Source organism: Kordia sp. (assembly GCF_050633145.1).
Lineage (GTDB): Bacteria > Bacteroidota > Bacteroidia > Flavobacteriales > Flavobacteriaceae > Kordia.
Genome location: NZ_JBOEFY010000088.1, coordinates 221 through 477, shown reverse-complemented (window position 1 = coordinate 477; position 257 = coordinate 221). Strand labels below are relative to the sequence as shown.

General features: G+C 42.8%; 1 protein-coding gene. It reads right to left on the bottom strand.

Annotated elements, in window-relative coordinates:
* Nucleotides 1–257, bottom strand: a 257-nt coding sequence (locus ACRBBL_RS26595; protein ID WP_431372145.1) for a hypothetical protein, incomplete at both ends; no start/stop codon positions are given.

The following is a 257-nucleotide window of genomic DNA, read 5'->3' as shown; positions in this document are numbered from 1 at the left end:
GGCTGTTCCTGTTCCGTTTAAAATAAACATCTGCGTTGTTGTACCGCCATCTGTGGAATAGCTTACCGTTGCATTGGCTGTTCCTGTGATGGTAAATACAGCATCATCGCCACTACAAATTGGACTGTTGCTTGTTAATGCCGTGACAGCTGGAATTGAGTTTATTGTGACACTTGTAGTATTAGTGAGCGCTGCGTTACAACTTCCAGAATCGATATCTGATAAAATGATGGTAGTCGTTGTGGTTACGCCAGTTA